Raw genomic sequence first — 24849 nt, forward strand, 5'->3', positions numbered from 1 at the left:
TTTCTTGACAAAAGGTTGTTTGTGAACTAATATTTAATTAAAATATAAAGGTGTTTTAATGGTTCTCTTATTAAAAATTCTATTTTTCTTTTTTGGAAGGTCACTATCTTTTTTATCAAACCGTGATAACAATATAAAAAATGAGATATTATATCTGCCTGATGGTTTTAAAATTGTCGTAAAAGTATTTGGATTGGATAATCCAGTTTTATGTTTTAAAAAAAATGATAATAAACTTTGTTATTCGTTAACTTGCGATATAGATGATGCTGATTTGATAATAGAATTTAAGTCATTAAAAAGTGCATTAAAGATTTTCCTTGGTTTGAAAGGGCTTGAGGTTGGTTTTGCTGAAAAAAGGATGACACTAAAAGGGATGATAGCTGATGGACTGATGTTTACTAGAATTTCTATGATTGTTCAAAGGTATCTTTTCCCTGCCTTTATTTGTAAAAGAATTATGAAGAAGCTTCCAGAGATAAATAACTTGTTAAGAATTAAGCTGTATTTGTACGGAATTGTTAGAGGGTAAAATTATGAAAACTTCACTTTTTGAGTTTTTTGTTCCAACAAAAATTTTAGCTGGAGAAGACTCCTTATCAAATCTTTTCTATGAGCTTTCACTTTTAAATAGCAAAAAGCCTATTATTGTAACGGATAAAGGTATTGTAAATGCTGGCTTGTTAAAATATGTAGAACAGCCTTTGAGAGAAGCTGGTATCGAATATATAATTTTTGATGAAGTTCCTCCTGATTCATCATTGAAGATTGTTAAAAATATTTATGAGATATATAAACAGTCAAGTTGTGATTCGATAATTGCCGTGGGTGGTGGATCTGTAATCGATTCAGCAAAGGGTGCAAACATTTTGATAGCCTACAATTCAGAAGATTTAGCAGATATTGCAGGAGCAGATAGGATTGATAGAAAGCTAAAACCTTTAATTGTTATCCCAACTACAAGTGGGACTGGTTCTGAAGTTACATCTGTTGCAGTAATAGCTGATGAAGAAAATGGTTTGAAACTACCCTTCGCATCACAGTTTCTCATACCTGATGTGACTGTACTTGATGCCAGAATGACTTTATCCCTACCACCGATTATGACTGCAGCTACTGCTATGGATGCTTTGACACATGCTTTGGAAGCGTATCTTTCTTTACAGAAAAACCCAATTTCGGATTCTTTCTCTTTGACAGCTATCAAATTAATTTTTCAAAACTTATATAAAGTAATAGATGACCCTAAAAACAGAGAATATAGATTAAATATGATGATTGCCTCTACATGTGCAGGGGTAGCTTTTTCAAATGCTATGGTTGGTATAGTTCATGCTATTGGGCATACCTTGGGAGGGATGTACAAAATACCACATGGTGTTGCTATGGGGATTTTGCTTCCTGCTGGTCTTGAGTTTTATTATGATACGAGAAAAGCAGAGTTTGAAGAAATAATAAAGCTATTAAATAATTTTTTAGAAGAAAAAGTGAAAGATTTGATAGAATATGTCAGAAATGTTCTAACAAGACTTAATGCTTTGACTAATTTACCAATAAAATTGAGCGATGTTGGTGTTAGAAAAAGTGATTTTGATAATATTGCAAAGATGTCTTTAAATGACGGTTCCATTGTTTTTACACCAAAGTATGCAGGTATTGATGATATTATAAAAATTTTAGAGGTGTCTTACTGATGAATGTTATTGAAGGTTATAGCGATAAGATACTGTTTGTTGATTTATCGAAAAAGAATTATGATGTTTTGAAGCTAAATATAGAGGATTTAAAAAAATATTTAGGTGGCAAAGGATTAGGAATTAAGCTTTTGTATGATCTTTTTGATGAGAAGATTACCCCATTTTCCCCTGAGAATCCTATTATTATTGTTCCAGGTGTTTTGATGGGGACAAATGCTCCATGTAGTGGTAGATTTCATGCTGTTACAATATCCCCTTTAACAAATATTGTGGGGACATCTTCCTGTGGTGGACCTTTTGGAATGGAGCTTAGGAAAAATGGTTATGAAGCTTTGGTGATAAAGGGGGTTGCAAAAGAGCCTACTTTTCTTGTGATAGGATCTGATAGTGTAGAGTTTTATTCGGCTAACGAGATTTGGGGTAAGGATACAAGAGAAACACAATATTATTTTGAAAATTATGGTGTTGCATCATTAGCTATTGGGCCTGCAGGTGAAAACTTAGTGAGATATGCAAATGTGATTTCTGGTCATAGATTTTTGGGTAGATGTGGATTTGGAGCAGTTTTTGGCTCTAAAAATTTGAAAGGTGTAGTTGTCAAAAAAGGTATATATAAAATTTTACCAAAAAATGAAGAAATGTTTGATAAAATAAGGAAAAAAGGGCTTAATTATATCAATAGAAACAATTTTACAGCAAGCCTTTACAGAAATTATGGTACAGCCTCAAATGTAAATTTTACAAATTCTAAAGGTGCGATGCCTGCCTACAACTTCCAAGATGGGGCTGATCCCAAATCTTTTAATCTTGCTGGAGAAAATATGGCAAAATTGTTTAATACAAAACATCATACCTGTAAGCCTTGCTCAATATTATGTGGTCATAAAGGGGTTGTGGATGGCAAAGAGCTTTCTGTGCCTGAGTATGAAACTGTGACACTTTTGGGTAGCAACCTTGGTATATTTGACTCAGCTATTGTTGCAAAATGGAATGATATTTGTGGCAGAATGGGGATGGATACGATTTCCACTGGTGGTGTTTTGGCATGGGCAATGGAGGCAGGTGAAAAAGGGATTTTTAGCTCAAATTTGAAATTTGGTAAAGGTGATGGGATTGAAGAAGTTTTGTTGGATATAGCTCATCGTAGAGGGGTTGGTGATGATTTAGCCGAAGGGGTTAAAAGGTTAAGTGAAAAATATGGTGGAAAAGAGTTTGCAATACATGTAAAAGGGTTGGAAATATCTGGGTATGACCCAAGAGCTGCTTTCGGACAAGCATTATCATTTGCAACTGCAAATAGGGGAGGTTGTCATCTATCAGCATATCCTATTGGGCTGGAAGTGATTTTTGATTTACTAAATCCCTATTCTGAAAAAGGGAAAGTGGAATTTACTGTATTTTTTGAAAATCTTTTTAATTGTATTAATTCGCTACAAGTTTGCCTCTTTACTGCTTTTGCCTACCTTTTAGAATCACCTTTAACTAAATATACCCCTGATTTTTTACTTAGATTTTTTATGAATAATTTATCGAAAATCGCTGTGTTACTAATCGATTATTCTTTGTATTATGAGTTGTGGGTTTCTGTAACTGGGTTGAATATCTCCAAAAAGGAGTTTTTAAAGGCTGGCGAAAGGATACATTTATTGGAGAGGTATTTAAATAATAGGCTAGGTGTGACTAAAAAGGATGATATTTTACCAGCAAGATTACTTTATGAGCCAAGAAAATCTGACAAAGAAAACAGACTGCCACCATTAGATAAAATGCTTAAAAGATATTACAAAGCCCGTGGTTATGATGAAAATGGAGTAGTTAGCAAATCCAAACTGAAAGATATTTTATAATTATTTTGCTGTGCTTGTTAGGATGTTGTAGTAAAGATTTGCGGCGGTGATGACTTCTTTGAAACTTACAAATTCGTCCTTTGTATGTGCCACTGATAAATCACCTGGGCCTAAAATAATCGGTTTTATACCTGATTGCCAAAAAATAGGTGCATCTGAATCACTTTTGAAATCGGAAGGATTGAACTCTAATTTCATTTTCTCATAAATGTTTTTAAGCAATTTTGGCATAGAAGCTTTGTTTGAAAGCTCATAACCGTGATGAATTGTTTCTAGTGAAAGTTTTATCTCTTCAGAATCAAATTTTGAAAAGATTAAATCCTCTATTTCAAATACGAGTGAGCCGATAGCATACTTTATCGGGATGTGAAGATCCAAATAGGCTTCACATCTATTTGGGCTTGCAAAACCTGATTGTGAACTACTAAAATCCCTTATATTGTATAAAATATCCCCTTTATGCCCAAGATAATCTAAAATCATATTTATAGCATCCATCATAATCTTAACAGCATTTTTATCAGGTTTAGAAACAGCTGCATGTAATTTTTGGCCATAAGTTACAAGGGAAATTTCCACATAGCCATAGTGCCCAAAACAAGGGAGCAAATTTGTAGGCTCCCCTATGATAGCCCAGTCAAATGGATAAGCTCTACAAAGCTCAAAAGCTCCATCACCTGATTCTTCTTCACCTACTACCAGAGCGAGTGAACATGGAAAATCTTTCTTCACTTTTTCTTTAAAAGTCAAAAAAGCTTCAATCATCGCAGCGCAGCCACTTTTCATATCTGCTGTACCAAGCCCATAAATTTCATCACCAACAATATCTGCTTCGTAGTTTTCATAGTCAAATGCAGGCACCGTATCAATATGCCCTACAAAAACAATTTCACTTTCGTCACTTTGGGGTAAAATTATTAGATTACCTCTTGATTCTTCCACTTCTTGATATTCAAAATCTATTTTGTATTTTTTAAAATAATTTTTTAAATAAGAAATTATCTCTTCTTCCTTACCTGATGGGCTGTAGATATTTACCATATCTAAAAAAAGTTCTTTAAGTCTTTTTTCATTAATCATTTTTTATCCTTTAAATTTAGTGTTAAATAAATCTGTTCTTTGGGTGATGAAAACCCTTTGTTTCTAAAAAAGTTTAAGGCTTTTTCATTACTTTTTTCTACATCGACGATTACAGTTTCCACATCGTTTTTTTTCATGTGTTCTAAGAATTTGTCAAAAAGGATTGATGCTATCCCCTGTTTTTCGTACTGTTTATCAATACAGAGCCAAACTAAATATCCATATCTTATAGATGCCTTATGAATAATATAAGATAATATAAAACCTGCTATTTCATTTTTTTCATCTACCGCTACAAAACAACTCTCTTTATCATTTACAAAAAACTCAACTACCTCATTTTCATCCCAAACTCTATGTAGGTTTGGGTATTTATTTAATGTGAATACTTTCTCTCCAAGTCTATAAATTTTTGGTAAATCATCAATCGTCATATTCCTGATTTTTATTTCACTCATTTTAACCTCTATATACTCCTCTTTTATTATTATAAAGGTTTGTGATAAAAAGACAACAAAGTATTTAATTTGTAAATTTTTTTTAAAGATATTTGATTATACTTTTAAAAAATATACATTGCCATTAACATATATTTGATTATGATTAAAATTTATTAAAGTCTATAAAAATAGTTTTTAGCTTGATAATTTTGAAACAGGATTTTATTAATAAAACATGTTAGAAAACTACACTAAATCAGCAATAGTTAAATTAAAGCTATTAGAAATATTCTTTTTTGGTGTTGAAAACCAGTTTTATCAGCTTCAGTGGATAGCTAATGAGTTAGATGTCAATATTAATACTGTAAAAAGCGTTTTTTCTGAATTGAAATCAAAGGGTTATTTTGTTGCTGTAAAAGGGAAGGGGTTTTGTATCAACAAAGAGTTTTTATACAAAAGAAAAAATTTATTACTTTATCAAGGGGAATTATCAAAGGTTATAAACAAAATAATAAATAGTGGTTTAAATAGTGATGAAGTGTTTTTCTGTTTCAATCATGCTCTATTAGAACAAGATTCTGGGGATATCTATTATGTTGATGAAGAGTATTATAATTTGTTTGTAGGTAGAAGAGAATTAGAAGAGCAGTTGCAAAGAGAGGTAATCCCACTTTTATTGCCTGATGCTGTGAATAGGCTAAAAGAATGTAGTTTTGATAATTGTATAATAATTACAACTTATTACTGTTTAAAAAGATTGGAAGAGGTTAATAATTGTAATGCAAAAATCTTCCCTTTGAAAATTACTCCACCAATAGATACTTTGATAAATTTTGATAAGGTAAGTACGAGTGATATAATTTTAGTGATAACAATTAATGATGAGATGAAGAGGAGATTTGAAAGATCTTACAGTTCTTTAATGAGAAAATTCAATGCGTTAATATTTGTTTCTATTGAAGAAAAAACAAAAATTCAAAATTTAATTAAAGATGCTAAATATGTACTCACTTTGAAACAGATCTACGATACGAATAAGAACCTTTTTAATAAGGTAAAAAATTTAGTTGTTTATTCAAGATTTCACGATGAAGAAGGCATAAAAATGCTCAAAGATGTAATTGAGAGTAGGAGGTTTTGATGATTATTGTAGGCGTTGATACAGGTGGTACTTTTACAGATTTTATTTATAAAAAAGATGGGAAATGGGGGGTATATAAATTACTATCTACTCCACATAACCCTGCTGAAGCTGTTTTAAAGGGGCTTGATTATATTCTTGAGGGTAAACCTGGGAATATTACACATGGCTCTACAGTTGCTACAAACGCAATTTTAGAAAAGAAGGGTGCAAATACTGCATTGATAACAAATAAAGGTTTTGAAGATGTGATAGATATAGGCAGACAAAATAGGAAAAAGCTTTATGACTTATACTATCAAAAAAATAAGCCACTTGTGTCATCGACTATGAGATTTGGTTTGGACTGCAGGGTTAATTCAAATGGTGAAGTTCTGAAAGAGGTGGATTTATTACAGCTTGAAGAGATTGCTGAAAAACTAAAGATTGCGGAAGCAGAATCTGTGGCTGTATGCTTTTTATTTTCATTTTTGAATAGAAAACATGAAAAGATTGTAGGAGATTATCTTAGAGAAAAAGGTTTTCATTGTTGCCTATCATCAGAGATTTTACCTGAGTTTAGAGAGTATGAAAGGTTATCAACTACAGTAATAAATGCTTATGTATCACCTAAAATGGATAGATATATAAGTCATATAAAAGATAATTTAACTGAGGGGAGCAAGCTCAGAATAATGCAGTCAAATGGAGGGGTAATTTCTGCAGAAGTGGCAATGAGTGAATCTGTTAGGACTATTCTTTCTGGTCCTGCTGGTGGAGCTGTTGGGGCATTTGAAATAGGGAAAATGGCAGGTTTTGACAAACTAATTACATTTGATATGGGTGGAACCTCTACAGATGTGGCACTTATTAATGGAGAGTTGCCTTTAACAGTAGAATCTGAAATAGATGGATTCCCTGTAAAAGTTCCTATGATAGATATCCATACGGTTGGTGCAGGTGGTGGCTCAATTGCTTATAAAGATGATGGTGGTGCTCTGAGAGTGGGGCCGATAAGCGCAGGTGCTGATCCTGGACCTATTTGCTATGGTAAAGGGGAGCAGATTACAGTTACAGATGCAAACCTTTATCTTGGAAGACTTATCCCTGACCACTTTCTTGGTGGAGCGATGAAACTTGATAGAGAAAAGCTAAACTTTTATTTTGACAAGCTATCCAAAGAGTTTGGTTTGACCACAGTGGAGCTTGCAGAAGGGGTTTTAGAAGTTGCCAATACAAATATGGAAAGAGCGATTAGGGTAATTTCTGTAGAGAGAGGGTATAACCCATCAGATTTTACACTTTTCTCCTTTGGTGGTGCAGGAGGGATGCATGCTGCATTTTTAGCTAAACTACTTCATATCCCAAGAGTATTTGTTCCTAGAAATCCAGGTATTTTATCTGCAATAGGGATGATTTTATCAGACATAATAAAGGATTATTCAAAGACAGTGATGTTGAAAGAAGCATTAAGCTTTAATGAATTGAAAACATATTTTGCAGATTTAAAAGAGCAAGGGATAAATGACCTGTTGAATGAGGGGGTAGAGCGAGAAAATATATCATTAGAGTTGTATTTGGATATGAGGTATTTAGGGCAATCTTATGAGATTATCGTTCCATTTACGGAAGATTATGTAAATACTTTTCATGAATATCATAAGAGATTGTATGGGTATGCAAATTATGAAAAACCGATTGAAATAGTAAATTTAAGACTTAGAGCAAGAGGTAAAATGGAAAAACCGAAATTTGAAAAGAAAGCTACTAAAGTAGCAGATATTGATAAAAATGCCATATTAAGTGAAACTGATGTTATTTTTGGTGGTAAAACTGTTAAGTCTAAAGTCATTGATAGGGATTTACTTTTGTATGGTAATAAATTCGATGGGCCAGCTATAGTTATCGAATATTCTTCAACAATAGTAATACCACCTGAGGCAACAGTTGAGGTGGATGCTTTTGAAAACTTGATAATTCATGTTTGAGGTGAGGTTATGAAATTAAATCCTATATTATTAGAAGTTTTTAAAAATAGATTTATTTCAATATCAGAGGAGATGGGAGTTACATTAAATAGAACAGCTTTTTCACCAAATATAAAAGAGAGAAGAGACTTCTCATGTGCACTATTTGATGAAAATGGTGATATGATTGCTCAGGCTGCACATATCCCAGTTCATCTTGGCTCTATGCCTATGAGTGTGAAATCAGCTATAGAAAATGTAAATTTGAAAGATGGCGACATGGTTATTTTAAATGACCCTTATAAAGGTGGCACTCATTTGCCAGATGTAACAATAGTTGCACCAGTTTTTTTAGGAGAAGATAAACCTCAATTTTTTGTTGCAAATAGGGCTCATCATGCTGATATCGGTGGTATGACTGCAGGCTCAATGCCACTATCTACCTCAATTTTTCAAGAAGGTTTAATTATACCACCTCTTAAAATTGTTGAGAAAGGTGAGGTGGTTGAGCCTTTGATGAAATTTCTTCTAAATAATGTGAGAACCCCTTATGAAAGAGAGGGGGATTTTACAGCACAAATTATGGCTAATATAACCGGTATAAAAAGGATTGAAGAGTTAGTTAATAGTTATGGGCTTCAAATGGTAAAGGAGTACGCAAAAGGGATGATGGATTATTCAGAAAAGATATTAAAAAATAGAATAAAAATTATCCCCGATGGAGTTTATAAGTTTGAAGATTTTATGGATGATGATGGTATTGAAAAAGAGAAAATTAAAATTGCAGTTAAGCTGATTGTAGATAATGACAAAGTGGTAGTGGATTTTACAGAAAGTGATGACCAGGTAAAAGGTAGCATCAATGCTGTTTATTCAATTACTTTGTCTGCAGTTTTGTATGTATTTAGGTCTTTGATAAAGGATGATATCCCCACAAATGCAGGGCTTTTAAGACCGATAAAGCTAAAAACTCGTAAAGGTAGCATAGTCGATGCAAAATTTCCTGCCAGTGTCGCTGGCGGTAATGTGGAAACTTCTCAAAGAATTGTTGATGTGCTGTTGGGAGCATTATCAAGAGCGTTACCAAATGAAATACCTGCAGCAAGCCAAGGGACTATGAATAATATTACAATTGGTGGGATTGATGAGAAAAGTGGCCAACCATTTACTTATTACGAAACCATTGGTGGTGGTATGGGAGCAAGCAGTTTTGCAAATGGAGAATCTGCAGTGCATTCTCATATGACAAATACTTTAAATACACCGATTGAAGCTCTGGAATTTACATATCCTATGATGGTTGAAGAGTATAGTATTAGAAAAAACTCTGGAGGACAGGGTAAGTATAGAGGTGGTGATGGGATTATAAGGCAGATCAGGTTGTTAAATGATGCCGAAGTGACGATGCTTACAGAGAGAAGAATTTTTAGCCCATACGGTTTAAATGGAGGAGAGCCTGGAAAGTGTGGTGCAAACATTGTTATTTCTAATGGTGAAAAAAGAGAAATTCCAGGCAAATTTAATATAAACCTGAAAAAAGGTGATATAATTAGGATAGAAACGCCAGGTGGTGGCGGCTTTGGTAAAAGTAAATAGGGAATTAGTGGGTGGATGAGCCCACAAAAAATAGAGAAGGGAGTTTACTATGGGAGTAAGAAAACTTTTAGTGTCAATTTTAGCATTTTTATCTTTGTCAGTTTTTGCTTTTGCTCAAAACTTTACACTTAATCTTAATGCTATTTATGGCCCAACTAGCTTTCACACTCAGGGTGCAATGAAATTTGCAAAACTGGTGGAAAAGTATACCAATGGTTCTGTAAAAATAGTTGTTCATCCAGGTGGAAGTTTGGGATTTAAGGGCCCAGAGCTTTTAAAAGCAGTTAAGGACGCACAAGTGCCTATGTCTGATATTCTGATGGGTGTTGTTGCAGGTAGTGAACATGTTTTTGGAATTAGTTCATTACCAAGACTTGTTTCAAACTTTAAAGAAGCAAGAGCTTTATATGAAGACTGTAAGCCGCTTTATGAGAAAGCAGCATTGAAATGGAATCAAAAGTTTTTGTATGCTGCGCCATGGCCACCAAGTGGTTTGGTTACAAAAAAGGAAATAAAAAGTGTTGCTGATTTAAAAGGGCTTAAAACAAGGACTTACGATAAGAACGGTGCAAAGTTTTTGAGAGAGCTTGGTGGGTCCCCTGTATCAATGCCATGGGGAGAGGTTTACTCATCTCTAAGAACTGGTGTAATTGATTCAGTGTTAACTTCCACTGAATCTGCAAAAAATGGTAAATTCTGGGAAGTATTGAAATATTTTACAAATATTTATTATGCTTTCCCTCTCAATATGGTAACAATCAATTTGGATTATTGGAAAGCTTTATCAAAAGAGCAGCAGAAAGCTATGCTTAAAGCTGCAAAAGAGATAGAAGAAATGCAGTGGAAAAACTCAAAAGATAGATATTTTTCTGCAGCAAAAGTTTTAGAAGAGCATGGAATGATTATAAACAATCCAACACCTGAGCTTGAAAAAGCTATGGATAAAGCAGCTAAGAAAATTATTGATGAGTTTATGAGTAAAGCAAAATCTAAAGAAAGAGCTGTTTTGGAGAAATATATTAAATGAAGAAAGTTCTAAAAATAATAGATACGGCATCGAATATCGGTGCCGTATTCTCTGCCATATTTATGATTTTGATAGTATTACTTATTGTTATAGAAATATTTTTGCGTGCAATATTTAATAAATCTACATTAATTACTGATGAATACAGTGCTTATATGTTTGTTTTTGTTGTAATGTTAGGGTTGTCTTATACTTTCAAAGAAAAGGGGCATATTAAAATTACAATTATAACTTCAAGATTAAAGAAAAAAACACAACGATATCTCGAAATTGTTATCTTATTTATAGCTTTAGCTATTTTAATATTTTCGTTATATTATTCTTTTAAGATGGTTTATGATACTTACTCTTTAGATATGAGGGCTGATACAATTGCAGAAACACCGTTATATTTACCTCAAATTGCCTTACCTTTGGGCTATTTTATATTTATTTTACAGGTAATTGCAGAGATAATAAAAAAATTCAAGTATGAGGAAGATGAATGATTTCTGATCCATTATTGTTGTCGATTGTTATGTTTGGTATTATGTTTTTATTTTTATTGAGTGGTTTGTGGATAGGGTTTTCTTTGTTTGCTGCTGCAATTTCAGGTATGCTTTTATACAAATTTAATTTACCTCCTACAATTTCTATTTGGAGTAAAATTGGGGATTTGATAGCCAATTCTGTTTGGAACAGTTTAGATTCTTGGTCTTTAACTGCATTACCCCTTTTTATTTTGATGGGTGAAATCCTTTATAGAACAGCTATTTCAACAAAATTATTAAATGGGCTTTTACCTTGGCTTACTAAAGTACCAGGAAAATTGCTTCACATAAATGTTTTTGCTTGTTCACTTTTTGCTGCGGTATCTGGATCTAGTGCTGCTACTACTGCAACAGTTGGTCAAATAACATTACATGAATTGACAAAAAGAGGTTATGATAAAAGATTAGCTTTAGGATCGCTTGCAGGAGCTGGTACACTCGGTTTTTTAATACCACCAAGTTTGATTATGATTATTTATGGTGTCTTGTCTGATACTTCTATAGGGAAGCTTTTTATAGGTGGTATTTTGCCAGGGCTGTTACTTGCAGGGATGTATTCTACCTATATTATAATAGTTACACTTATCAAACCTAATGTTGTTCCAAAAGATGATGAAAAATACTCCTTTAAAGACAAGTTAATGCAATCTAAGGAGATTTTACCTGTAATATTTTTGATATTTATAGTATTGGGAGGTATTTATTTAGGTTTTACAACCCCAACAGAAGCTGCTGCAATAGGTGTAATAGGGTCTTATTTACTTGCCATTTTGTTTAAAAATTTAACATGGGAAAATTTTAAAACATCCCTTTTAAATGCAGTAAAAACTACATGTATGATCTCTTTTATAATTATGGGTGCTGCTTTTCTTTCTCAAGTGGTGGGTTTTGTAGGCATAGCAAGGGCATTAAGTGAATATATTGCAAGTCTTAATCTATCCCCCTATGTGTTAATATTTGTTGTGGGATTGATGTATATATTTCTCGGTATGATATTGGATGGGATCTCTATGGTAGTCATGACTTTACCGATTGTTTTACCTATAGTAACTATGGCTGGGTTTGACCCTTTATGGTTTGGTATATTTTTAGTTTTTATGGTGGAATTAGCTCAAATTACACCTCCTGTGGGTTTTAGTCTTTTTGTAATACAGGGGATTTCAGGTGAGGATATTTCTACTATTTTAAGAGCTACTTTTCCATTTTTTATGATAATGATTCTTATGGTTATACTTATAACTATGTTTCCTCAGATAGTTGAATATTTACCTAATCATATGATTAGGTAAGTTTCATGATGAATGTTTTATTACTTTGTGATGACCATTCCTTCTTGTATCAGAAGCAGCAAAGTCTTTGCCTGCAGCGTGAACTCCGCCGAAATACATATTAAACTCATCAAATTTTACTGTATCATACTGCTCTTCAACCTCTTTTATAAATTCTCTTGGAAAACCTTGCTCATAATAAACTATATTGTTTTCAAAATGGATTCTTGGTGAATTTATACTTTTATCCAGCGATAATTTTTTTATTATAAAGTTGTAAATAGTATTTAAAATAGCGCTTCTAATTCTATTACTTCCTGCACTGCCAAGTGCTAAATAAAATTCTCCATTTTTTGTAATTATCGTGGGGCTCATCATGGAAAATAACCTTTTATTTTTTGGCCAGTTGAAAAAGCCGAAAAAGTTTAAATCTTCTTCTCCTAGCATATTGTTCATCATAAAACCAGTGTTTGAGATAACAACACCACAGCCTTCACCATTACTTGTGGTGCAGCTTACAGCATTGTGATCTTTGTCAACAATACTAAAATGTGTTGTATTCCCTAAGTCCTTTTTACTATACAAATATCTGTTAATAAAATCTATATACTTTTCTTTTGAAATATTTATAAATAGATCCAAATTTTCTTCTTTGAAAAAAGAATTTCTATACAGAGATGTTTCTTTGATTACTTCTACTAAATCTGAAAGGGAATTTTTAGAAATATGATTATACTTTTCTAAAAACTTAAATGAAAAATATAATAACATCCCTCCTATTGATGATTTAAAAGGAAGATGTAGCTCATAGCCATCTAAACTTATGGTTAAAGGAGTGTTATGCTCAACAGAATAATTCATTAAATCAGATTTTTGCAACAAGCCCCCATTTTTATTGTAAATCGATTCTATTTGATCAGCTATTTCCCCGTTATAAAAAACATCTACCCCTTTTTTGATAAGTGTTTTAAGGAAATTTGCATATTCAAAGTTTTTAAAAAAGGTTTTATCATTTAGTAATGTTCCATTTATGACAAATTGCTTTTTACTTTCCTCGGTTGCTAAAAAAATAGGGGCTAATAGGTCATTTATCACATAAGAGATAAAAGGGCTTATATAAAACCCTTGTTCAGCAAGTTTTATGGGGTATTCAAGACAATCTGATAAAGGTAAACACCCCTTTTCTTGATGAACTGTCAAAATACCAGCAAGATTTCCAGGAACAGCTGTGGAAGCATAACCTACATGAAAGGTTTGCACAGCAGATTTAAAATCAACATTTACTGGGTAAAAGTTTTTCTCTTTTGTATTTTTTGATGGAACATTTACGAAAAAATCATAATATTTGACATCTTTTGTTTTTGCGTCAAAATATGTGAGGTAGCCTCCACCAGCAGGGCTTGTGAGGGGTAATTCTGCTAAACAAGCTGTAAAAAAAGATGATACTGCCGCATCAAAGGCATTCCCACCTTTTTCTAAAGTATTTATTGCAGATTGCATTGTGTGATAATCACCAGCAGAAACGGCACAAAAAAATCTTTTCATATCTCACCTAATTTGCACAGATTTAAAAGGTTATTAAACTTATTGTAATTTTCTAACAATTTGTATGAAATACTATTATTTTCTGCATAATCATTAATAAGTTGTAAATACTTGTTATTAATAGTATCACTATATTTTTCAATAAGAGTTTTGATTAAGGTGTTTATTTTTACTTTTTTATCTTCCAAAATGAAACTGCCATCTAATGAGTATCTTATAGCATTCCATTTGTTTTGCTTTAAGATTGGATAAAATAATTTTTCACACTTTTTATTGTAAAAATTTTTGGCAATAAGATAATAGAGTGCAGTTATTGCAATTATTCGATTAACATCATTTGTACTATCACATATTCTAAGCTCAACAGTCCCATAATCAGGTCTTATTCTCACATCCCACCATAAATCGTTATATTTTTCTATGAAACTGTGATTGTATAAAAGTTTTGTTGAATAGATGAAGTCCTCATAATTTTCTAAGTACTCTGGAACACCACCTCTGGGTAAGTTTTCAAAAATGAGACTTCTATAAGAGTGTAATCCAGTGTTTTTGCCTTCAAAAAATGGCGATGAGGTAGAAAGTGCCAGCATTAAGGGCATATATTTTAAAGTATGGTTGTGGACATTCACAGCTGCTGCCTCATCAGGTAGTCCAATATGTATATGCATACCAAATATCAAAAATCTATCTAATACCATCTGTAATTCGTTTTTTAATTTTTCATATCTTTTATCAGGTGTAGGTTTTGCATCTGTGATTTTTGCAAAAGGGTGAGTCCCAAGACCTATAATTTTTGCATCATGCTTTTTTGCTACAGTTTTGAGTTTTTGAAAAACGTTATCAAAAAATGGGGCAATTTCATCAAGACTCTTAAAAACAGGTGAGACTATTTCTATAATTGATTGGAAGTATTCTTTTTTAATATATTGCCTATCTTCTTGTGGAAGTTCTGCTAATATTTTGTCTCTGACTCTTTTGAGATTATAGGTTGTAGAATCAACAATGAAAAGTTCTAATTCTATCCCGATGTTTAAACTTGAACATTTCTTAAAACTAAAGTCCATACCAAATTATAACAATTTTAAATAAAAATTCAATCACATAAAATAAATTTTAGCTGCAATAAACAGCATCAAGATACCTATCGAAAATTCTATTATTTTCCAGATTTTTGGTTTTGTAAGTATGGGTGCCAAAAGTTTGGAGCCGTATCCAAGAGAATAGAAAAATATAAAAGATGCTAATGAAGCACCAATACCAAAAATATATTTATATTTTCCATATTGAGCAGAAATTGATCCTAACAATAATACAGTGTCTAAATAAACATGTGGGTTTAAAAAGGTAAAAGCCAATGTCATAAAAACAGTTTTTTTAAAGGTTTGATTTTTATAATTATTTAAAGAAAGTGCTTCATTTTTGGCAATTGCAGAATATAGATTCATAAATCCATAAAAAGAAATAAAAATTACCCCAAAATATTTAGTAAAGGTTATTAATACAGGGTGTTTATCAATCAAAAATCCTATGCTAGAAATTCCTGTAAATATAAGTAAAGCATCTGACACGGCGCATATAAAACAGATTAGAAATATATGATTTTTTAGTAAACCATTTTTTATTAAAAAGGCGTTTTGTGCCCCAATTGCCATAATCAACGAAAATCCTAAACTAAATCCATCAATCAGGGCAGTTGAAAAAACAAATGACATATCTATTTTATATTATAGAAATTATTCTTTTTCTATAAAAAGTTATTTTTTTGACTGTAATCAAAGATTTTTATGTTATAATAAATATATTAGCAATCAAGAACACTAAATGGAGGTGGTTATATGTTTTGTTATCAGTGTAGTGAAGCTTTAAAGCAACAAGGTTGTACAGTAAAAGGTGTATGTGGTAAAAATGATGAAGTTGCTACTTTGCAAGATCTTCTCATTTATGCAACTAAAGGGATAGGTTATCTTCTCAATGAAGGTAAAAAGAAAGGGATCAAAGATGAAGAAGCATCTTTGTTTGTTTTAGAGGCTCTTTTTGCAACAGTGACAAATGTAAACTTTGACCCACAAAGGTTTGTGGATTATGTAAATCGTGCACTTGAAATCAGAGATAATTTATTAGAAAAAGTTAAGCCTGAAGGTGCACTGCCTGATGCAGTAACCTTTAAAGTAAACGGCAAAGATGATATGCTTGCAAAAGGAACAGCGGTTGGTGTGCTTGCTGAGGCAAATGAGGATATCAGGTCATTGAAAGAATTACTTGTTTATGGTCTAAAAGGGATTGCTGCTTATGCTGATCATGCTTATGTGTTGCAGCATAAAAGTGATGAAATCTTTGACTTTGTAAATTTTGCATTAAGTGAGACACTTAGAAAAGATATTACAGTTGATGAGCTTGTTAATCTTGTGATGGAGGCAGGTAATACTGCAGTTAAGACAATGGAACTTCTTGATAAAGCAAATACTTCAAGATACGGCAACCCAGAGATTACTCAGGTTTACACTGGATTATATGAAGGGCCAGGTATCCTTGTGAGTGGTCATGACCTTCTTGACTTAGAAGAGCTTTTAAAACAGACAGAAGGTACAGGTGTAAATGTCTATACTCATGGTGAGATGCTTCCAGCTCATGCATATCCAGAGTTGAAAAAGTATAAACATTTAAAGGGTAATTTTGGTACTGCTTGGTATAACCAAATTCATGAATTTCCAGAATTTAATGGCCCAATTTTGTTTACTACTAACTGTATTGTGCCACCAAAAGATTCTTACTTTGATAGACTTTTTACAACAGGTTTAGTTGGATGGCCTGGTGTACCTCATATACCAAATAGAGTTGATGGAAAACCAAAAGATTTTACACCTGTAATCGAAAAAGCAAAAGCAATGGGTGGATTAACCCCTAAAGAGGGCAAATACATAACTATAGGTTTTGCTCATGAGCAGGTTATGCAGGTAGCTGATAAAGTTATTGAAGCTGTTAAATCTGGTAAAATTAAAAGATTTATCGTAATGGCTGGTTGTGATGGTAGATTAAAAGCTCGCGAATATTATACTGAAGTTGCTAAAAAATTACCAAAGGATACTGTTATTTTGACTGCAGGTTGTGCTAAGTATAGATACAATATGCTTGATCTTGGGGATATTGATGGAATCCCTAGAATTCTTGATGCTGGCCAGTGTAACGACAGCTACTCTTTAGCTTATATTGCTCTCAAATTGAAAGAGGCTTTTGGGCTAAATGATATTAATGAGTTGCCAATATCTTATGATATTGCATGGTATGAGCAAAAAGCTGTTGCAGTGTTGCTTGCTCTTCTCGCACTTGGTGTAAAAGGGATAAGGCTTGGGCCAGTTTTGCCAGCTTTTCTTTCACCAAATGTAGCAAAAGTGCTTGTTGAAAACTTTGACATCAAACCTATCGGTGATCCAGATACTGATATTGAGTTGATGTTACAAGGTAAGTAATTGAAATGTTGTGTAACAGGCTAATGTATTGATAATAATTATGAGATTGCTTCGGCAACTTTTGTTGCCTCGCAATGACCGGAAATTGCCGTCATTGCGAGCTTTAGCGAAGCAATCTGAGAATTTAAATTATATAGTGCCAGATATTCTTCTGGCACTACTCTTTTATCTCAAATCCAAGTACATGTTTTAATGCATTGTCAATATTTGGATATTTAAACTCAAATCCAGAATTAATCAGTTTTTCAGGATAAACCCTTGTGCTTGAAAAAAGTATCTCTTCAGCTTTTTCTTTTAGAATAAGTTTGATAATTTTTTCTGGGACTTTTAAGTTTATTTTTGGATTGAGTAGTGTTTTTAGCTGTATAATTAACTGATTCATTTTAATAGGATTTGGGGAGACTATATTTATCGGACCAGAAAGATTTTCATTTGCTATAATATGTATAATGGAATAAGCAATGTCATCTGGCGAAATCCAACTTAACCATACATCATCTTTGCTAAAGATAGGTGAAATTTTAAATCTGAATACATCTAAGAAGTTTTTAAGAGCACCACCAGTAGGAGTCAGAGTCACGCCTATTCTTAAAATCGCTGTTCTAACCCCTTTTTTCATGGCGGGTTCTGTAGCTTCTTCCCATTTTTTGCAAACAATGGGTAGAAAACCTGAACCACTTTCACTGTTTTCTGTTAAAGTTTCGTCTCCTCTATTACCATAAAATCCGATTGCTGATGCAGAAATGAATAACTCTGGAGGATTTTTCATCTTCGAAATTTTTTCTGCTAAAAATTTTGTTGTTTCAACTCTGCTCTCAATAATTCTCTTTTTTTTCTCTTCAGTCCATTTCCCTTCTAAAATTGGTTCACCAGCAAGATGTATGACTATATCAGCACAGTTTAAACAACTACTCAGGTAGTGATTATTCAGATCCCATAAAATGGAGTTTTTGTCTTTTTTATCACGTCTAATTCTAACCACATTGTGACCAAGGGATGATAAATAGTTAAATAGGTAGTTTCCCAATACACCTGAGCTTCCAGTAATAACGATATTTTTTTTGGTTATTTTGTATTTTTCTTCTATATCAAGGTCGTTTTCAATAACCTGATACCTATAATTTAGCATTTTATCTAAATCTGCTAAAATATACTTTTTAAAAGGTTTAGAAAATGGTTCAAAAGGCAGACTAAATCTTATTTCATCAATAAGCTCTGTTTTATTCTCATCTATTTTGTTAAATTTGTGAAAATGTATAAATTCCTTAAATGGGCCTTTGATCTGTTTATCGGTAAAGTATTCGTATCCCTTGTAATCAATATGTTTTGATATCCATTTTAATTTAAAAAGGAATTCTTTTATTTGTAATTCTGTAATTGAGTCAGTTGCAATCCCCTCTTGTTTTAATACAAAAATATTTTTATAAGGGGGGATTAGTCTATTTAAAATGCCTGGTCGTGTAAAATAACTAAAAACTTTTTTAATATTATAATTTATTATATATCTTTTTACAAATAAATTCATGTTAGTAACGTAATATAACATTTTATTTAGTCAATTGTTATTTACATTTACTGACTAAAATATTATTATAGACATATGTCTATAATGTGATGGGAGGATGTTATGAGTAAGGTTGATAAGCTAAAAATAACTTGTATCTCTGAAACAAGCTGGTTTGATACTGACAAACTTCTGGAAGATATTAAAAAACATGGCGGGATGGACACCGACCAGTATATTATCGACTGGGATAATAAAAATAGTGGTGGGTATAGTGCTTTAATAGAATACGAAAAGGATAATGAAAAGAAATATTTACTTTTTGATGTGGGATGGAATGAAAAGTATATGGATTACTGTTTTGCCAGGGAAGGTGTAGACAAATTATTAAAGGATGGTCTTCTAAATGATGTTTTCATTAGTCACGAGCATATGGATCATTATTGGGGGTTAAGAAGCGTAACTAAAATTAGAAATGATTTTAATCTTTATATTCCAAAAGGTTTTTCAGAAAAAGGATATAAATTGTTAGAAGAAGCTGGATTTAAAGGGAATTTAATTGAAGTAGGTGATGATAATCAATTTGATGAAGTGTATTCATTGATTTTTGAGCTGGATATAATACTTAATGTGAAAAATGAGCAGGTATTGGCTTTTGATGTAAAGGATAAAGGGGTTGTTACTGTTACTGGTTGTTGTCATCCTGGTGTAAACAATATGCTTGATAAGGTATCTAAAACTGTGGGAGATAACCTTTATGGCCTTTATGGTGGACTTCATATTTCACTTTTAGAAGATTGGAATGATGATAAAAAAAATGAAATTGAAAGGTTAAAAAGTAAAGGGTTAAAGAAAGTTGCTGCAAACCATTGCACAGGAAAAATAGCTGTAGAAGCGATGATAGAGGCTGGAATACCTGTGGTAAGAGGTAGTGCTAAATTTGGTTCTATGAGTGATTTATATGTTGGGAACGGGGATTTCGTAGAGTTTTAATAGAAATATGATATTGCTCATTAATCGCTACTTAAATCCCAGATTGCTTCCCCCGCCATTGAGCCTCACATATTTAAAATTAAAAATGTAAGTTCTGTGCACATAAAAAGTTTTAAGCTTAAAATTTACTACAAAATGGCGGGGTCGCAATGACCAATTTCCTAGTCATTGAGAGGAACAAAAGCGACGGAGCAATCTGATGTTTATGGTAATTTTCAGCAAGTTAGTCTGTTGTACAACTTCCTAATAAAATTAATAGAGCACCTAATAATTTGGGTGCTCTTTTAATAAACAGTTGATTTATTTGTAAAAAAAGATATAAATTTTCTTCATGTTTTATGCAGACCTTCACACTCATACTACTTTTAGTGATGGAGTTTTGATACCTGCCGAATCTGCAAGAAGAGCTAAAACGGTAGGGTATTCAGGTATTGCTATTACTGACCATGCTGATTCTTCAAATTTCCAACTTATAATATCTAATTTATTGAAGTTTAAAGAAGAATTTAATAGCTTTAGTGAAGATTTTAAGGTTATTATAGGTGTAGAATTAACGCATGTTTTACCATCTCAAATAGAAAAACTAACATTCTTATCTAGAAAAGAGGGAGCTGATATCGTTGTAGTCCATGGAGAAACTATTGTGGAGCCGGTAGAAGAGGGTACAAATGCTGCTGCCATTGATGCATGTGTTGATGTACTGGCGCATCCAGGACTAATTTCAGATGAGCTTGTAAAAAAAGCAAAAGATAACAATGTGTATTTAGAAATTACTACGAGGAAAGGGCATTCTTTGACAAATGCACATGTGGCACGATTGGCTCTGAAATATGGGACAAATTTGGTAATAAACAATGATTTTCATGCACCAGGTGATTATTTTTCACTAAAAATGATTGAAAACTGTTTGAAAGGTGCTGGACTTGATGAAGAGCATATAAAAACTGTTTTTGAAAATAACAAAAAATTGTTTATGAATAAATTGGAGGGTTAAATGAGCAAAAAAAAGCAAGTTGTTATGGAAGAAGTGCCAATTGATAAAGTGGAAAATTTTGTAGAGAAAAATTTTAAGCAGATTTTGATTGGTGTAGCAATAGTTATACTTTTGGTTTTAGGTGGTTACGGATTAAAATCTTATATGGCAAAAAGTTATGCTAATAAAATAAATGAGCTTGGACATTTAGAATTAGTTTTGAAGTCAGGCAAAATTGATAAAAATAGTGTAGATTTGTTCCTTGAAAAAGGGGAAAAGGTATCTGATGTGAAAAATTATGTTGTTTTAAAGGCTATGCAGCTTTATGCAGTGCTTGGTGATCATAATAAAGTTAAAGAGGTAAGTGGTGATCTTACAGATAAAAATCTGGAGCTTGGCGAAAGTCTTATGAGTGATTTGGGTATTAAACAGGTAGATTATAAAAAGTATTTCGCAGATTCTTATTTAACACCTATATGGTATTATAGAGCAATATTATCAGCTAAAGATAAAAATGAAGCTGAGAAGTATATTACTGAATTTAAAACAAAATTTCCTGACAGCAGATTGTTAGAATTAATTGAAAACTGGGAGCTTGGTTCATGAAAAAGGTTTTGAGTGGAAATGAAGCGTTTGCAAGAGGAGCTTTTGAGGCTGGAGTAAAAGTAGTTAGTTCGTATCCTGGTACACCAAGTACAGAGATAACAGAAAATGTTAAATTTTATGATGAAATTTATTCCGAATGGGCACCTAATGAAAAGGTGGCTTTTGAAGTTGCACTTGGTGCAAGCCTTGCTGGTAAAAGGGCGATGACTTGTATGAAGCATGTGGGTTTAAATGTTGCTGCTGATCCTTTGATGACGGCAAGTTATACCGGTGTAAATGGTGGGCTTGCTGTTGTTGTAGCTGATGACCCAAACATGTATAGCTCACAAAATGAGCAAGATAGTAGAAATTATGCAAGATTTGCAAAAGTTCCTATGCTTGAGCCTTCAGATTCTCAAGAAGCAAAAGATTTTTTGATAAAAGCCTATGAGATTTCTGAAAAATTTTGCACACCTGTTTTGGTTAGAAGCTGTACAAGATTGTCTCACAGTAAAACAGTTGTTGCGCTTGGGGAAAGAGGGGAAGAAGTTGATTTTGGGCTAGAAAATAATATTCCAAAATGGGTGATGGTGCCTGCCAACGCAAGAAACAGGCGCAAATTTGTAGAAGAAAGACTTGTAAAACTCGCAGAGTTTTCCAAAAGTTCTGATTTAAACAGAGTAGAGATAAATTCACCTAAAATTGGTATTATTTGTTCAGGTGTAGTTTATCAGTATGTAAAGGAAGCGATGCCTGATGCTTCTATTTTAAAGCTTGGTATGGTTTACCCTATAAGTTTTGATATGGTTAGAGAGTTTGCATCAAAAGTAGAAAAACTTTATGTTGTGGAAGAGTTAGATAGATTTTTAGAGACAGAGATAAAAGCGCAAGGGATCAAAGTAGAAAATTTAAATAGAGATGTATGTGGAGAGCTCTCTGTTGATAAAGTTAAAGAGCTATTTGGAATAAAAGAAGATATAAATGTTGAAAAACTTGAATTGCCAAATAGACCACCAAATATGTGCCCAGGATGTTCGCACAGAGGGATGTTTTATGCAATTAGCAGATTAAAACTTTTTGCTGTTGGTGATATTGGCTGTTATACTCTCGGTTTACTGCCACCTCTTAGTGCAATAAACAGCACTGTTTGTATGGGTGCTAGCGTATCTATGACTCATGGTATTGATAAGGCTTCAGATGGGAAGTTGGCGAAAAAGGCTGTTGCAGTAATTGGAGATTCTACATTTTTACATACAGGCGTAAACGGTTTGATGAATATTGTTTACAATAAAGGTTTTTCAACAGTAATTATTCTGGATAACAGGATTACTGGTATGACAGGTCATCAACCAAACCCTGCTACTGGTATTACTATCAAAGGTGAACCTGCGCCAAAAATAGATTTTGAAATATTAGCAAGAGCAATAGGTGTAAAGCATGTATATACAGTGGATCCTTTTGATATAAACCAGTGCTTAGAAGTATTAAAAAGAGAAGTGGAAAGAGAAGAGCCAAGCGTAATTATTACAAACAGACCATGTATTTTTGCAGATAGGACAGTTATTTCAAGCCCTTATTTTGTTGATACAGAAAAATGTACGGGTTGTAAGGCCTGCACAAGAATAGGGTGTCCTGCTATATTGTGGGATGACAATGAAAAACAGGCTTTTATTGATGAGACTTTATGTACTGGATGTGGATTATGCCCAAGGGTATGTAGATTTGATGCTATTCATCAAAGAGGTGAGAAATGAAAGTTGATATTTTGATGGTTGGTGTTGGTGGACAGGGTATTGTTCTTGCAAGTGATATTGTATGTGATGTTGCACTTCTTGAAGGGTATGACGTAAAAAAGAGTGAGATACATGGGATGGCTCAAAGAGGGGGTAGTGTAGTATCTCATGTGAGAATAGCTGATAAAGTTTATTCCCCTGTTATCCCTTTTGGTCAGGCTGATATTATCGTATCTTTTGAATATATGGAGTTTTTAAGGTATTTAGAATATAAAAATGAAGATACAAAATTATTATTAAATACTAATAAAATCTATCCACCTTCAGTGGCTATGGCAGAGGCTGATTATCCTGAAGATACAGTTGAAAATTACAAAACAAAATTTGCCATTTTAGTGGAAAAAGATGGTTTAAAACTTGCTGAAAAAGCAGGAAATGTGAAAGCAGTGAGCACAGTTATGCTTGGGGCACTTGCTAAAATACTTGATTTTAAAAAAGAGAGCTGGTTAGAGGTAATAAAAGATAGAGTCCCTTCTAAAGTTGTAGATGTAAATATCAAGGCTTTTGAATTAGGGTATGCTGATTGACTTGCATATCCATACAAATTTTAGCTCTGATGGTGAGTTTTCTCCTTTAGAAATTTATAAAGAGATTAAAAAAAGAGGGGTTTCCCTCTTTTCTATTACCGATCACAACAGTATTGATGGTGTATTAGATCTTTATTCAAAAGTTGATATTGCTGATAATATTTCTTTTATCCCTGGTGTAGAATTTTCCTGTAAATTTAAAGGGGAAGAGATACATCTTTTAGTTTATAACTTTCCTTTAAATGATGAAAGAGTAACTTATCTAATAGACAAGTTTAAAGAATTAAAGATTGAGCAGGCAGTAAAAAGGGTTTATAAGCTAAAAGAGTTGGGTTTTAAAGTTGATGTTGAAGAAGTTTTAAAAGAATCTAACGAAAAAGGGATTAGTGGTGTAACATTTCTCAATGTTTTAAAAAAATATCCAGAAAATAGAGAAAAGCTGTTTGACTATTTAGAAGGGGATAAATCAGATTCACCATATACAAATTTTTATTTTGATTTTTTTAGAAAGGGTGGTTATGCCTATGTGGATGCAGATTTGCTTGATTATATTGAAACGGTAAATCTACTAAAAGATGAAGTTTTAGTTATTGCTCATCCAGGGCTTTATCCTAAAAGTATGATAAAAGATTTAATTATAGATGGTATAAAGGGGGTGGAGGTTTATAGCTCTTATCACAATGATAAGTTTCAAAATGAGTTTCTTTTGTTTGCAGAAGAAAATAATCTTGTTGCAACAATTGGTAGTGATTTCCACGGTCCGAATATAAAGCCTGATGTTGATTTTATCAATTTTGAATTAGAAACCAACAAACAACAAAAAATAAAAAACTTATTAAAGATATTGTAAAAAGATTAAACTTTCAAACGATTGAAGATAAAACATAGGT

The 24849-nt window shown here is 32.7% G+C and carries 22 protein-coding genes; 16 read left to right on the forward strand and 6 right to left on the reverse strand.

All coding sequences use genetic code 11. From position 1 onward, the window contains the following. Window positions 1–58: 58 nt before the first annotated feature. The 3 genes from DEFDS_RS03830 to DEFDS_RS03840 are packed head-to-tail and all read left to right on the forward strand — an operon-like array spanning window position 59 to window position 3544. Entirely contained in the window at window positions 59–532 is a 474-nt protein-coding gene (locus tag DEFDS_RS03830; RefSeq protein WP_013007488.1) for a hypothetical protein, read from the forward strand. 4 nt (window positions 533–536) lie between these two features. After that, window positions 537–1694, forward strand: coding sequence for an iron-containing alcohol dehydrogenase (locus tag DEFDS_RS03835; protein WP_013007489.1), 1158 nt, complete (start codon window positions 537–539; stop codon window positions 1692–1694). Further along, a complete protein-coding gene (locus DEFDS_RS03840; RefSeq protein WP_013007490.1) occupies window positions 1694–3544 on the forward strand; it encodes an aldehyde ferredoxin oxidoreductase family protein in 1851 nt (616 codons plus the stop codon). The genes DEFDS_RS03835 and DEFDS_RS03840 overlap by 1 nt, the downstream gene beginning before the upstream one ends. Here DEFDS_RS03840 and DEFDS_RS03845 read toward each other — a convergent pair whose 3' ends face one another. Both DEFDS_RS03845 and DEFDS_RS03850 read right to left on the reverse strand, forming a co-directional pair. Then, complete coding sequence (locus DEFDS_RS03845; RefSeq protein WP_013007491.1) at window positions 3545–4624, reverse strand: M20/M25/M40 family metallo-hydrolase; 1080 nt, start codon at window positions 4622–4624, stop codon at window positions 3545–3547. Further along, window positions 4621–5082 carry a GNAT family N-acetyltransferase gene (locus tag DEFDS_RS03850; protein ID WP_013007492.1) on the reverse strand — a complete coding sequence of 154 codons (462 nt, stop codon included), beginning with the start codon at window positions 5080–5082 and terminating at the stop codon, window positions 4621–4623. The genes DEFDS_RS03845 and DEFDS_RS03850 overlap by 4 nt, the downstream gene beginning before the upstream one ends. Window positions 5083–5299: 217 nt before the next feature. On the opposite strand from DEFDS_RS03850, the gene DEFDS_RS03855 reads away from it, so the two are divergent. The 6 genes from DEFDS_RS03855 to DEFDS_RS03880 are packed head-to-tail and all read left to right on the forward strand — an operon-like array spanning window position 5300 to window position 12593. Then, entirely contained in the window at window positions 5300–6205 is a 906-nt protein-coding gene (locus DEFDS_RS03855) for a hypothetical protein (RefSeq protein ID WP_013007493.1), read from the forward strand. Continuing rightward, entirely contained in the window at window positions 6205–8172 is a 1968-nt protein-coding gene (locus DEFDS_RS03860; RefSeq protein ID WP_013007494.1) for a hydantoinase/oxoprolinase family protein, read from the forward strand. The genes DEFDS_RS03855 and DEFDS_RS03860 overlap by 1 nt, the downstream gene beginning before the upstream one ends. 9 nt (window positions 8173–8181) lie before the next feature. Beyond that, a complete protein-coding gene (locus DEFDS_RS03865; RefSeq protein ID WP_013007495.1) occupies window positions 8182–9747 on the forward strand; it encodes a hydantoinase B/oxoprolinase family protein in 1566 nt (521 codons plus the stop codon). A gap of 49 nt (window positions 9748–9796) precedes the next feature. Beyond that, entirely contained in the window at window positions 9797–10774 is a 978-nt protein-coding gene (locus tag DEFDS_RS03870; RefSeq protein WP_013007496.1) for a TRAP transporter substrate-binding protein, read from the forward strand. Beyond that, complete coding sequence (locus tag DEFDS_RS03875) at window positions 10771–11262, forward strand: TRAP transporter small permease subunit (RefSeq protein ID WP_013007497.1); 492 nt, start codon at window positions 10771–10773, stop codon at window positions 11260–11262. Before DEFDS_RS03870 ends, DEFDS_RS03875 begins: the two co-directional genes overlap by 4 nt. Then, window positions 11259–12593, forward strand: coding sequence for a TRAP transporter large permease (locus tag DEFDS_RS03880; RefSeq protein ID WP_013007498.1), 1335 nt, complete (start codon window positions 11259–11261; stop codon window positions 12591–12593). Before DEFDS_RS03875 ends, DEFDS_RS03880 begins: the two co-directional genes overlap by 4 nt. 3 nt (window positions 12594–12596) lie before the next feature. Here the strand turns inward: DEFDS_RS03880 and DEFDS_RS03885 are convergent, their stop codons facing one another. Genes DEFDS_RS03885 through DEFDS_RS03895 form a run of 3 tightly spaced genes read right to left on the reverse strand, consistent with a single transcriptional unit; the run spans window position 12597 to window position 15829 of the window. Further along, entirely contained in the window at window positions 12597–14117 is a 1521-nt protein-coding gene (locus DEFDS_RS03885) for a gamma-glutamyltransferase (RefSeq protein ID WP_013007499.1), read from the reverse strand. After that, the gene (locus tag DEFDS_RS03890) at window positions 14114–15181 is read right to left on the reverse strand and encodes a carboxylate-amine ligase (protein WP_013007500.1); all 1068 of its coding nucleotides are present in this window, start codon (window positions 15179–15181) and stop codon (window positions 14114–14116) included. Before DEFDS_RS03890 ends, DEFDS_RS03885 begins: the two co-directional genes overlap by 4 nt. 33 nt (window positions 15182–15214) lie before the next feature. Further along, window positions 15215–15829: a LysE/ArgO family amino acid transporter gene (locus tag DEFDS_RS03895; RefSeq protein WP_013007501.1), complete on the reverse strand. Its 615-nt coding sequence runs from the start codon at window positions 15827–15829 to the stop codon at window positions 15215–15217. Window positions 15830–15952: 123 nt separating this feature from the next. Between DEFDS_RS03895 and hcp the strand changes: the two genes are divergently transcribed. Beyond that, on the forward strand, window positions 15953–17584 hold the full coding sequence (hcp, locus tag DEFDS_RS03900) for a hydroxylamine reductase (protein WP_013007502.1): 1632 nt from the start codon (window positions 15953–15955) through the stop codon (window positions 17582–17584). A 157-nt stretch (window positions 17585–17741) separates the two neighbouring features. Here the strand turns inward: hcp and DEFDS_RS03905 are convergent, their stop codons facing one another. Continuing rightward, window positions 17742–19109, reverse strand: a complete 1368-nt coding sequence (locus tag DEFDS_RS03905; RefSeq protein ID WP_041223602.1) for a TIGR01777 family oxidoreductase — start codon at window positions 19107–19109, stop codon at window positions 17742–17744. 102 nt (window positions 19110–19211) lie between these two features. On the opposite strand from DEFDS_RS03905, the gene DEFDS_RS03910 reads away from it, so the two are divergent. The 6 genes from DEFDS_RS03910 to DEFDS_RS03935 all read left to right on the forward strand — a co-directional run bounded on the left by DEFDS_RS03910 (window position 19212) and on the right by DEFDS_RS03935 (window position 24809). Beyond that, complete coding sequence (locus tag DEFDS_RS03910) at window positions 19212–20081, forward strand: MBL fold metallo-hydrolase (RefSeq protein ID WP_013007504.1); 870 nt, start codon at window positions 19212–19214, stop codon at window positions 20079–20081. Between the two features lie 331 nt (window positions 20082–20412). Continuing rightward, a complete protein-coding gene (locus DEFDS_RS03915) occupies window positions 20413–21075 on the forward strand; it encodes a histidinol phosphate phosphatase domain-containing protein (RefSeq protein ID WP_013007505.1) in 663 nt (220 codons plus the stop codon). Beyond that, entirely contained in the window at window positions 21076–21660 is a 585-nt protein-coding gene (locus DEFDS_RS03920; RefSeq protein ID WP_013007506.1) for a hypothetical protein, read from the forward strand. After that, on the forward strand, window positions 21657–23393 hold the full coding sequence (iorA, locus tag DEFDS_RS03925) for an indolepyruvate ferredoxin oxidoreductase subunit alpha (protein WP_013007507.1): 1737 nt from the start codon (window positions 21657–21659) through the stop codon (window positions 23391–23393). The genes DEFDS_RS03920 and iorA overlap by 4 nt, the downstream gene beginning before the upstream one ends. Next, window positions 23390–23959 carry an indolepyruvate oxidoreductase subunit beta gene (locus DEFDS_RS03930; protein ID WP_013007508.1) on the forward strand — a complete coding sequence of 190 codons (570 nt, stop codon included), beginning with the start codon at window positions 23390–23392 and terminating at the stop codon, window positions 23957–23959. Before iorA ends, DEFDS_RS03930 begins: the two co-directional genes overlap by 4 nt. Beyond that, window positions 23949–24809 carry a PHP domain-containing protein gene (locus DEFDS_RS03935; protein WP_013007509.1) on the forward strand — a complete coding sequence of 287 codons (861 nt, stop codon included), beginning with the start codon at window positions 23949–23951 and terminating at the stop codon, window positions 24807–24809. Before DEFDS_RS03930 ends, DEFDS_RS03935 begins: the two co-directional genes overlap by 11 nt. Window positions 24810–24849: the final 40 nt, after the last annotated feature.

Source organism: Deferribacter desulfuricans SSM1 (assembly GCF_000010985.1).
GTDB classification, from domain to species: domain Bacteria; phylum Chrysiogenota; class Deferribacteres; order Deferribacterales; family Deferribacteraceae; genus Deferribacter; species Deferribacter desulfuricans.